Below are 12515 nucleotides of genomic sequence, written 5' to 3'. Positions count from 1 at the left end.
GGTGGTGTTTGTCATAAGTAAAACAAAGTATATAACAAGTATGGGCGAATTGAAAAGAAAAGATAATTCTATAGTGTTTAGAAATGAAAAAGGAAATACTTATATACCTATAGAGGGTATAAGAGAGATAGTTTGTCTAAATGAAATAAAAATTAATACTAAATTTTTAGACTATATATCTAGATTCGGGGTAGTATTACATTTTTTTAATTATTATGGACAGTACTCAGGTACATTTTATCCCAAAGAAAACTTAATAAGTGGAAAAATTAAAGTAAAACAGGTACAAGCCTATCTAGATGAAAACAAAAGATTAAATATATGTAAATCTATAGTCAATGGTATTGCAATTAATATTCATGAAACTTTATACCACTATTATAAACATGGTAATAAGGACATAAAAGATATATTGGATTGGCTAAGAAAAGAAGTTCCTATACTATTAGAAAAAGAAATTAATATAAAGAGAATATTATTTATAGAGGGGTTAGTATGGCAACGCTTCTATAGTATATTTAATAAAATACTTAAAGAAGAATTTGTATTTAATAAAAGAGTTAAAAGACCACCAGATAATCCTTTGAATGCACTTATATCATTTGGGAATAGTGTAATTTATTCAAAAACAATAACTCAAATATATGGTACTCATTTAGATCAATCAATAAGCTATTTACACGAACCAAGTGAAGGGAGATTTTCATTAAGTTTAGATATAAGTGAAGTATTTAAGCCAGTAATTGTTTTCAAAACTATATTTGATTGTGTTAATAATAGAAAGATACAAGTTGATAAACATTTCAATAAAAAACTAAACTATTGTTTATTAAATGATGAAGGAAGAAATATATTTATTACAGAATTAGAAAAAAGATTGAATAGTGTTTTTGTGCATAAAGGCTTAAATAGAAAGACAACTTACTTAAATGCTATAAAACTTGATGGATATAAGCTTATAAAATATTTAGTAGAAGATAAAAAGTTTGTTCCTTTCAGCTTAAAGGAGATGTATTAAATGTCAAAGAACTATAACTATAATTATGTTTTTTTATTTTATGATGTTTCTGAAAAAAGAGTTCAAAAGGTTTTTAAAATATGTAAAAAATATCTTATTCATCATCAAAAATCAGTATTTAGAGGGAGTATCAGTCCTTCAAATCTTATAAAGCTTAGAAATGAACTGAAGAGGACTATATTATCAAGTGAAGATTTTATATCAATAATAAAGCTCATTAATAAAAATAGTTTTGATGAGGAGACACTAGGAACAGATAATAAGAAAAGTGAAAGCTTATTTATATAGAAAATTTACCAGCCGTCTATATATAATAAATAGTTATGAATATTGAAAAATACAAGTTTTTTCATGTGAAATGTTTTTATAATTAAATATCACTACGAGCTTGGTAAAAAATAAAAAGATATTTAAAATTAGACAATATAACAATATACATAATTTTTGTATGTGTAATTTTCGATAGTTGAACAGTAACATAGTATGTATTTAAATCCACACATACCGTCTATCTTTTCATCCGTATCAATGTTGAACAGTAACATAGTATGTATTTAAATCTGCACCACGAGCGATTACCCCACCAATGCCATAATGTTGAACAGTAACATAGTATGTATTTAAATAGTATAATGGTACCTGAAAAAATTTATGCAGGAAAAGTTGAACAGTAACATAGTATGTATTTAAATGGAGAATGGATAGAAGCAGAACCATTGATATTAAAGGTTGAACAGTAACATAGTATGTATTTAAATATATCTAGAATTAATTCGATTTAAGGAAATAGGAAAGGTTGAACAGTAACATAGTATGTATTTAAATGGTAAACTTATAGGAATGGATAAAAGATACTGCTTAGGTTGAACAGTAACATAGTATGTATTTAAATTCGTTAACCCATTCTTTTCCCATTGTTTCAAATGAAGTTGAACAGTAACATAGTATGTATTTAAATGGATTTGTTGGTAATTTTTTAGAATCTTCTAAGCCTGTTGAACAGTAACATAGTATGTATTTAAATTAAAGGATTTATTAAAGGACTAGATGATAGTAATAAGTTGAACAGTAACATAGTATGTATTTAAATCTAGCAAATAAAAAGACACCTCAAGCTAAACCTATTGTTGAACAGTAACATAGTATGTATTTAAATTCTTTAATTATACTATATATTGTTTTCATTATTCTGTTGAACAGTAACATAGTATGTATTTAAATTCTATAATTTTTTGCATATCTCCCTTAATATACGAGTTGAACAGTAACATAGTATGTATTTAAATACTTGCAGATGAAAGATATAGAGACTTAATAAAAATGTTGAACAGTAACATAGTATGTATTTAAATTTGTCATTTACAGTTACAGCGTGTGGAAGTAAATTCAGTTGAACAGTAACATAGTATGTATTTAAATTTTTTATATTTTAATATACCATGTCCTTTACCTTTTAGTTGAACAGTAACATAGTATGTATTTAAATACTTAAAAACGTAAGTAAAGAGCTTGCAGTGCAAGGTTGAACAGTAACATAGTATGTATTTAAATGATTGCAAGGAAGCTTGTGACGATTTTAAGAAAATGTTGAACAGTAACATAGTATGTATTTAAATCTTCTCTTAAATAAAGTTTCAATGCACTCACTCCTAGTTGAACAGTAACATAGTATGTATTTAAATTTGCTGTTATATCCACTATTCTAGTTGCTGAATCTGTTGAACAGTAACATAGTATGTATTTAAATATATAAATAAGCAGCATGTAGATAAGCTAGTAGAAGTTGAACAGTAACATAGTATGTATTTAAATAAGTTAATCAAAACTATCACTCCTATGTTTTTGTTAGTTGAACAGTAACATAGTATGTATTTAAATTTTGCTAAACTCGTAATATACATATTGTCAGCAATTGTTGAACAGTAACATAGTATGTATTTAAATTTTCGTGTATATACTTCTTCTATCTCTGTAATTCTAGTTGAACAGTAACATAGTATGTATTTAAATACTGGTCATTTCTATTTAAAAAATCATCTAATCTCGTTGAACAGTAACATAGTATGTATTTAAATTTAGGAACTTTATCCATCATTCTTTTTAAAATAACTGTTGAACAGTAATATAGTATGTATTTAAATGAATAGTAGTACATTTTTTAATAGTAGTTATTTAGGAAAATAGTAGTATGATTAGTATAAAGAGTAAAAGTCAAATTTATATACTAACCTATAAATTTTTAGTTAATTTAAATTATCTTCAATGAATTAGCAATAAATATAGAAAAGTAAATAACTAATAAATTGAAACCCTCGAAAAAATTATTTTCGGGGGTTTTTTATTAAAGCTAGATTATTTGATCCTATAATTTATTATAAGTATTGAAGAATGGTAACGTGAATGTATATAATGAAGATGTATATATAAATAAAGGATTATTTGATGAAATAACTATAAATTTGAAAGCATTCATTTCACTTATTTAATACATATTTAACAGATTGAAGTAAAATACCCTATATATTATCTAAAATTTCCTTCTTTTTAAACTAGAAATCGATAAAAAAGTAACATATATTTATATTGATGAAAAAATAATTAGATATTTTATATAAAAGATATATATAAATAATAATCTGAAATCATTTTAAAATATATAACTTTAGCTACTAATTTAGTGGGTAGGATATCAATATAAAGTTTATTTATATACAGATGACTGTATAGTCATATAATTATATATTTTTAATACTTTATTTTATATTCTAATTTACATATCATAATCAGACAAAATAAAACAAAAAAATATTTTTAGTTACAAATCTGTAAAAATAGTAAAAATACAATTACATTATGCAAAATTAGAAGATAAATGACAAATAAAGTTGTATAATGGAATTATGAAAACAATGATATATATACAGCAAAGGAGGTAACCCCGTTGAAAAAATATAAGAAGCTTTCATATTTTCTATTTGCTTTATTACTTGTAGTAGTAGTTATAGCACAAAGAGCTATATCCTCAGATGCAAAGACTAAAGACAGCGGAAAAAAAGCTTTTGTAGCAGTAAATGACAAATTAATAAATTTTAAAGATGAGCAACCTGTTATGAAAGATAAGGATACTTTTGTTCCAATAAAAGACTTTGCAGATGCTATAGGGGCAGAGCTACAGTGGAACTCTGTATCAAGTAAAACTATAATTACTAAAGATGATAAATATATAATAATTAACTTAAAAGACGGCACGGCTATTACTAATAAAGAGAAGAAATTTACAATGAACACTATTGGAGAAGATAAAAAAGCTATGATACCAGTTGAAAAAGTATCAAAATATTTTAATTATGAGGTATCTTACATATCTGGAACTAGTATAGTTAGAATAAAAAATCAAAATGCTACGTTAACTGATAAAGAGCTTGGTAAAAAATCTGAAGAAATAACAGGTGAAAAAGTTACTATAGCAAGTAATAAAAGCGATGAAGATAATAAAAAAGAAAAGACTAAAGATAACTCGGAAGACAAAAAAGTATCTAAAAATAACGAAACTAAAAATAATGAATCTAAAAATGATAAAGTTAAAAGTAATAAAAACAAAGCTAAAGGCGATTCTAATAAAAATAATACTAAAGATAAAGAGGTAAAAAATATTCAACAGGTTGAAAGACAAGTATCTCAAGATAAGGTCGTATATCTTACTTTCGACGATGGACCAAGTGCATATACTCCACAAATATTAGATACATTAAGTGCATATGGAGTTAAAGGAACTTTCTTTATGTTAGGACCAAATATAAATGCACATTCTAATACAGTAAAAAGAATGAAAAATGAAGGTCATTCTTTAGGATTACATGGAATGACTCATAATGCTAAATTAATATATGCTAATCCTGAAGCTTTTACTCAAGAGATGGATGAAGCTAATGGCATACTGGAAAAAGTTATCGGAGAGACTACAAAGCTTACTAGGCCACCTTATGGTAGTAAGCCATACTTAAAACAAAAAAACCGTGATATAGCAGTATCAAAAGGATATCGTATATGGGACTGGAATATTGATAGTACAGATAGTAAAAAGGCTAGGGTTCCTGCTGATCAAATATATAGATCAACTATAAATCAAATAGTTCATCATAAAGAGGCGATAATACTATTTCATGACAAGAAGACTTCAGCAGAAGCATTACCTAAAGTTATAGAGTATTTAAAAGCTAATGGTTATAGATTTGAAACAATAAATAAAGACATGGTGCCTATGAATTTTTGGAACGATACACGAATGGCAAAATAGATGTAAAAAAACATTTATATAAGGGATTAGAGTCTCTTACTAATAATTCTTTAAAAGTTTAAAGAACTGAAGAATTATTGGTAAGAGATTTCTAATTTATATGGACAAAAATATAGATATAGTACTAAATATAACTTATAATTGAGAATATATGATAATATCTTGAAACTTAATTTTTAGATATTTTAGATTGGGTAAATAATGTGATATACTGTAATCATATATAATTAACCATGAGCGTTACATAAAGAATGTTGTTATGAAGACTGAGGAGGAAGTATCATGAATATAAAAATAGTAGCAGATAGTTGCTGTGATCTAAATGATGAACTAGAAAATAAAATGAACATAAAAGTAGTTCCTTTGACTATAGATATAGATGATAAAATTTACAGAGACGATGAGAACTTAGACACTAAAAATCTTTTATCAGATATGAAATTAAGTAAAAATTCACCTAAAACAGCCTGTCCTTCTCCAGATGAATTCAAAAATGCATATAAAGGGGAAGAAGATGTTTTTGTAGTGACATTATCTTCTGCATTAAGTGGTAGCCATAATAGTGCTGTTCTAGCTAAAAATTTAACTTTAGAAGAAGTAAGTAATAAGTTTATCCATGTATTTGACTCTTTAAGTGCTTCTGTCGGAGAAACACTTGTAAGTATGAAAATATTTGATTTAGCTAAAAAAGGATACGATAATATTAATATAGTAGAAAAAGTAGAAGAGTATATAAAAGAAATGAAAACTTTTTTTGTTTTGGAGTCTTTAGATAACCTAATTAAGGCTGGAAGAATTAGCAATTTAAAAGGTAAGTTAGCTTCTTTATTGTCAATAGTGCCTATTATGAAATCAACAAATGAAGGTGAAATTGACATGTTAGAAAAAGTTAGAGGACCTAAGAAAGCTTTCAAAAGATTAATAGAAGTAGTAGGGGAAAACGGTGAAAAACTAGAAGATAAGATTTTGGGTATAGCTCACTGTAATTGTCTAGATAAAGCTCTCAAATTTAAAGAAGAAGTAATGAAGCTATATAATTTTAAAGATATTATTATAGTAGATACACATGGAATTAGTACTGTATATGCTAATGAAGGTGGCATAATAATAGCATTTTAAAACCATAGGATACTCCTATGGTTTTTTATGATATACTTAAAAGGTTTTTTTCCATACATAAACTTAACGATAACTGTTTTAATCCTTCATCATCAAAATTTATTAAGATAGAGTTCTTGTCAATAGCCCTTACTTTTCCTTTCCCAAACTTCTTATGAATGATACTAGAGCCTACTTTAATATTATAGTCATAATTACTGTCAGAAGAAGACATTATATTTTCAATTTCTGAAATAAATCTAGAATTGAAAACTCTTTCTCCATTTTTATAGTTTAAAGTAATGAGATGTAATGAAGTTTTAGCTCTAGTCATTCCAACATAAAATAGTCTTCGTTCCTCTTCAATTGCCTTAAAATCTCCCATTTCAGACATTTCCATACTACTTAAGCTAGGAAATTCTCCATCAATAAGATCCACCATGAATACTTTATCAAACTCTAATCCTTTTGCTGAGTGAATAGTAGACAAAGTAACAACATTTTTACCTTTATTAAATTTAGCATTTTCGATTAAAGATTGTAAGTTATTGAGTCTATCTACAAAATCAAATATTGAAGTTGTTTCGATAGCTATAACTTTTAAATAAGAAAGTATTGAATTAACACTTTCAAAAGAATATCCAAAGTTTTTGCAGTTATCTTGTAAATATTTAAGGTATCCTAATTCTTCTTCAATAAATGTTATGGCGTCATAAGGATTTTTTTTAGTTATTTTTTTTATGTTTATACCTAACTTCTTTATAGTCTCACGTTGAAATGGCTTAAGTTCATCGAACTCTAATAGCCTATCAAATACAGATACAGATTTATCTTTTTTTATTATGTATTTTAAAGCTACTTTAGATATATAACCTTTCATTTTATAATAAATTTTTTCAAAAGAGGCTATATCAGTATCATCAATAGCTAAATTAAAAAAGCAAAGTATATCTAGAACAGCCCAGTGTTTGAAAAAGTGAAGCTTGGTATCTTTCATATAAAAGGGAATGTCATTTCTATTCAGATATTCAACTAGTCCTACAGAAGATAAGTTATTTCTGAACAAAATGGCAATATCAGAGTAACTTTTACTGTTGTGTACATCCTTCACTATATATTCATATTGATCAATCTGGTCTTTAACTTTTACGATAGTTACAGGATTCTTGCTAGGATTATCTGTACATAAAGATTTATCATATCTTTCTTTATTTTGTTTGATGAATTCATTACAAACACTAACTATATTTTTAGTTGATCTATAGTTCTTCTCCATAAAGAATAATTTAGCATTAGGATAAGAATCAGAAAACTTAAGTAAATATTCAGGATTTGCACCCCTAAAGCCATAAATGCTTTGATCATCATCAGCAACAATAAATATATTGTCATTTGGATTTGATATTAGTTTTACTATTTCATTTTGAATTTTAGAAGTATCTTGTCCTTCATCTACCTGAACATATTTATACATCTTACTATATTTCTCAAGAAGCATATTATTTTTCTTTAGTATATTTAATGCAATACTTAGCATATCATCAAAGTCAATTAAATTATTATTCTTTTTATAGTTCTCATAAGAGGAGAATATTTTATCAAAGTTTCTAATGTTAAAGTTATTATAATCTCTAAAATCTTCTATATTAATCATCATATTTTTTACGTATCCTATAGTATTAAGAAGTTCTTCAAGCTTATCATCGTTTATAATAACATTATTTGTATTTCTATAGATTTCTTTTATTATTTGAATTTTATTTGTACTTAAACTTGAATCTTCTATAAGAGTATATCTTGTTCTTGTAAGGTTTGCGTAATCTCTAAGTAAATAGTATGCAAAGCTATGTATAGTAGAAAAGTTAGCTGTAATACCGAGCTTTTTACCAAATACATTATTAAATCGTTCTTTCATATCTTTAGCAGAAGCTTTACTAAAAGTAATGGAAAGAATATTATTAGGGTTTACTTTATGATTTAATATTAGATTTGCGGTTCTTGATATCAATACAGTAGTTTTTCCAGCGCCTGGAACAGCCAGTATTATAGCTGGACCATCTTTATGTAAAGTTGCTAATTTCTGTTGATTATTTAAATTTATATTAAAATTTTTTTCTAATACGTTAAAAAAAACATTACTCAAAACAACCACCTCTAGGTTTTATACTATAAATTAGGTCTTATACTATAAATATTTTAACATAAAGTAAAATTTTTTAAGTATTTTATTTAAATCTAGAGGAAATTTGTTTTTAATTTAATAGATTTAACATAAAAGCATTCATTTAATGTAAAATATGTGATATTATATTATAGAGAAATAACTAAGTCAGTGGGGTGAGAATATTGGAAGATGTTAATATACTAAGTCCAGGAAAGCGATTAAGACAAATAAGAAAAATGCTTAAGCTTGGACAGGAAACACTTGCAGGTGACAAATTTTCTAAGAACTACATTTCTATGTTTGAAAATGATAAGAGAGCAATAAACGCTATCAATGCAGGATATTTAGCTAATAGAATAAATACGCTTGCTAAGAAAACAGGAGAAAACATAGAAATAGACTCATCATATCTATTAAAGAGTAACATTGATATAGCAAAAGATAAATGCCAAGGCTGGTTAAGTGAAGTCGATAATAATCTTAGCTTAGATATTCGAAAAATATATGAAAATCTATATAAAGTTATAATATTATCAAGTGAGTATGATTTAATAAAGTATAGAGCAAGAGCATTATATCTTAAGGGAAAATATTCTTTATTAAATAGTCGATATGAATGTGCTATAACGCAGTTTTTAGAGGCTCTTATATACTATGGACAGGAAAACGATTACAATGGAATCAGTGAAATTTACAAGAGTATAGGTAAAGTGTATTACCTTCAGAAAGAATATAAGCAAGCATTAATTTACTTTAATCTTTCAGATAGCATACTTGAAAAATCTAAATTAGTCGATAGCTCAAAGCGAAATGAAATTAAATACTATAGAGCTTTGTGTTATCATGATATGGATGATGATGCCATGGCTAAAAGAATAATAAAAGATGTAAATATGGAGAACTTGAAGGTAATGGAACTAGCTGAGAAAGTAAATAATATATTTGCCATATAAAAATTCTAGAACTTTAGAGATTATTCTAACTTAATTACTTAAAAAAATAAGTTATGAATATGACCGTATTAAAATTAATTTATCCGCTTAACCAAATACTACAACTATATGTTGATGTATTTACTGCTTCAGATTACCAATTCTTTATTTACCGCTTAATTTTCAATAAGCTTAAAAATATTATGAGAAATTATTTTAATGAGCTTTTTGATTTTTAAATGTTGTATTATCCACTTATGAAATATATATATCCCAAAACTTTTATAAAATTAAATTATTTTTAAATGATTAATATAGAAAAAGCATTATAGAGTTTAATATCTTTAATCTTATAAATTCATTTTATCTTATTATAAAGTAATATATTAGATGTATTATTTGATAATTTTCTATTAATATATGTGACTATAATTTTATAGCAGATAGTTTTTGAATTATATTTTAGCATTCTTTATAGACAATCTACTAGAATTCAATAAACATTATAGTCACATATACCCTATTTAAATCATAGATATTAAAATAATCTATATTATTTATAGATATATTTATAAATAATATAATACTATTTGGTAATTAGAATTAAAAATTAATTATATTTAAAGATATATTTTTGTAACTAAATCAATAAATAAGAACTCGCCAATAAGCGAGTTTTTATTTATTGTATATATAAAATTGTAAAAGCAAAGTTTTTTGAAATATAGTATAATATATAGAGTTATACTATAGTTATAAAAACAGTCATAAAACTTATGATTTATTTAATGAAAAAAACGAGGTGATTCTTTGTTATATATAGGAGTTCTTCTTATAATACTAGGAGTATATGCGACACTAAATGATGTCTATTATTTAAATGTACTTGTTAAAGAAAAAAATATCAAAAAGAAAGAAGACTTTGTCATAGACAATTACTATAAAATAAAGGCAACTATAGGGCTATTCTCTTTTATTACAGGAATACTTGCATTAGTCAACTATTTTACGATTTGAAGGGAGAACTATGAAAAAATACAGAATTATTATAGCTTTAATTATAAATATAATTATTTTAAGTGCTTTTAATATAGATATAGTTAAAGCAGAAGGAACTAAAAAAACTCTTATAGTAGTTTTAGATGAATTAGATTTCGCGAAAGCAAATAAAATACTCAATAAAAGCTTATCAGTAAGTCTTTTAAGTACAAAGACATCTACTGGATACAAAACTAACGATGAAAGTTTTTTTACTACTATATCTACAGGTAGAAGAGTCACTACAGGTGGTAAACTTTTTAAAGAAGTAAAGAATGAAGGAAATAAGTTAAAAGTAGAGGGATATAAAGATGTATTAAAAGATTTAGATAAAAAATATCCTAATTTCTCCAATACTATTAGCTTTATGGGACGAACTTTTAAATTAAAAAATAAAGATATATCTTATATAGGAAATGATGAAGCATCTTTTATGGCTTGTGATAAAGATGGATATATAAAGTATGGAGAAAATAAGATAACTTACAATTTAGAATGGCTAAAAGATAAAACTAACAGCTTATTTCAAAAATCCGATGTTTTAGTAGTTTCATATAATATAAACAATAATGAAAATAGACTGAAGTTACTTAAAGAATATATAGATGAAAATGTATCTCACAACATAATGATGTTTCCTAAAAAGGTATCAGGAGATATGGATTATAGACTTAATACAACTTTAGTACCTATTATATATAAAGATCAAAGTAACAAAGTAGGTAAATTAACAAGTGATAGTACTAAGAGACAAGGGATAGTAACAAATCTAGATATATTTCCTACTATATCGGGTATGTATGACATAAAGGTTAATGCTATGATAGGAAATAAAATTAGTATTTTACCTACTAAAGAAAATACTAATTTAATAGATGAAAATAAAGATAATTTAGCTAAGTTTTTAAATCTAAATTTGATAAAGTATATTTTTCATGGAATTATTATAGCATTGCAAATATATGTTATATTTAATTATCTATTTTTAAAAAACAAAACCTTAAATCAGTATATGGTGATAATGAATACTATATTATTTTTTATACTTGGATCTTTATTGTTAGGTATTTTTAATATACACAAAAGTATTGTTATATATTGTACACTTATTATAATATCATCTTTACTTTTATCATATTTTCTTTCTAAAAAAGGAAAAGAAACTTTTGAAGTATTAAGTGTAATTACAAATATTTTAATTTTACTAGGAGTATTTTTTAATATTGAAATATTATATAGTTCTTTTATAGGGTATAACAATATTGTAGCAGCTGGAAGGTTTTATGGACTTAACAATGAAATAATGGGTGTACTTATAATAACTTCTGTTATTACTTATTTTTGGGCTAAAAGAAAAATACAAAATAATTTTTTATCAGTGTTATTTTTGTTGCTCTATATACCATTAATTATATTTAGCCTATCAGGTAAATATGGAGCTAATTTTGGTGGTTATCTAACTTCTATATCAATGTTTTTAGTGTTAATATATGTATTGATCTTTAATAGAAAGATTAGAGGAAAAGAAATTTTAGCTTTAGGGATTTTAGGATTATTAATATTAGGAGTAAATCTATATATAGATATGAATAATGTATCAGGAAGTCACGCTGGGGAGTTAATTACTAGAATTAAAGTACTAGGATACTATGAATTCTTTGATATGATAATTAAGAAGCTAAAACAATTATTATTCATGGCAATAGTACCTCCATGGAGTGTCATATTTATAAGTCAGATTTTCTTCTTTATTAGATTCTTTATTAGAGAAAGAGAGATTATAAATACTGCAAAAAGAGTAAGGCCAGATATTATAAAAAAATGTTTTGTCATGATTATTGTATCTTTAGTAGCATTTATTATAAATGATACTGGAATAGTGGCGTTTACCTATATGAGTATATACTCTATATCATCCCTTATAATTTTATTACGTATGAAAAACGAGCTTGGAGGTGTAAATTAGCT

General features: G+C 25.2%; 8 protein-coding genes and 1 CRISPR repeat array. Of the genes, 7 read left to right on the top strand and 1 reads right to left on the bottom strand.

The genetic code is table 11. From position 1 onward, the window contains the following. Window position 1 precedes the first annotated feature (1 nt). The 4 genes from cas1b to CLPU_RS10325 all read left to right on the top strand — a co-directional run bounded on the left by cas1b (window position 2) and on the right by CLPU_RS10325 (window position 6434). On the top strand, window positions 2-1018 hold the full coding sequence (cas1b, locus tag CLPU_RS10340; RefSeq protein WP_235436158.1) for a type I-B CRISPR-associated endonuclease Cas1b: 1017 nt from the start codon (window positions 2-4) through the stop codon (window positions 1016-1018). After that, window positions 1019-1306, top strand: coding sequence for a CRISPR-associated endonuclease Cas2 (cas2, locus tag CLPU_RS10335; protein WP_050355584.1), 288 nt, complete (start codon window positions 1019-1021; stop codon window positions 1304-1306). Between the two features lie 177 nt (window positions 1307-1483). Continuing rightward, window positions 1484-3159: a CRISPR direct-repeat array (repeat unit 30 nt; unit sequence GTTGAACAGTAACATAGTATGTATTTAAAT). A gap of 800 nt (window positions 3160-3959) precedes the next feature. Continuing rightward, complete coding sequence (locus CLPU_RS10330) at window positions 3960-5315, top strand: polysaccharide deacetylase family protein (RefSeq protein ID WP_050355583.1); 1356 nt, start codon at window positions 3960-3962, stop codon at window positions 5313-5315. 282 nt (window positions 5316-5597) lie between these two features. Next, window positions 5598-6434: a DegV family protein gene (locus CLPU_RS10325; protein ID WP_050355582.1), complete on the top strand. Its 837-nt coding sequence runs from the start codon at window positions 5598-5600 to the stop codon at window positions 6432-6434. A 25-nt stretch (window positions 6435-6459) separates the two neighbouring features. Here CLPU_RS10325 and CLPU_RS10320 read toward each other — a convergent pair whose 3' ends face one another. Beyond that, on the bottom strand, window positions 6460-8565 hold the full coding sequence (locus tag CLPU_RS10320) for an ATP-dependent helicase (RefSeq protein WP_050355581.1): 2106 nt from the start codon (window positions 8563-8565) through the stop codon (window positions 6460-6462). 194 nt (window positions 8566-8759) lie between these two features. On the opposite strand from CLPU_RS10320, the gene CLPU_RS10315 reads away from it, so the two are divergent. The 3 genes from CLPU_RS10315 to CLPU_RS10305 all read left to right on the top strand — a co-directional run bounded on the left by CLPU_RS10315 (window position 8760) and on the right by CLPU_RS10305 (window position 12513). Continuing rightward, on the top strand, window positions 8760-9530 hold the full coding sequence (locus tag CLPU_RS10315; RefSeq protein ID WP_050355580.1) for a helix-turn-helix domain-containing protein: 771 nt from the start codon (window positions 8760-8762) through the stop codon (window positions 9528-9530). Window positions 9531-10319: 789 nt separating this feature from the next. Continuing rightward, window positions 10320-10526, top strand: coding sequence for a hypothetical protein (locus CLPU_RS10310; RefSeq protein WP_050355579.1), 207 nt, complete (start codon window positions 10320-10322; stop codon window positions 10524-10526). 10 nt (window positions 10527-10536) lie between these two features. Beyond that, the gene (locus tag CLPU_RS10305) at window positions 10537-12513 is read left to right on the top strand and encodes a hypothetical protein (protein ID WP_050355578.1); all 1977 of its coding nucleotides are present in this window, start codon (window positions 10537-10539) and stop codon (window positions 12511-12513) included. The last annotated feature ends 2 nt before the right edge of the window (window positions 12514-12515 follow it).

Origin of the sequence: Gottschalkia purinilytica (genome assembly GCF_001190785.1) — a bacterium.
GTDB classification, from domain to species: domain Bacteria; phylum Bacillota; class Clostridia; order Tissierellales; family Gottschalkiaceae; genus Gottschalkia_A; species Gottschalkia_A purinilytica.
This window is presented reverse-complemented; position numbering and strand designations above follow the sequence as displayed.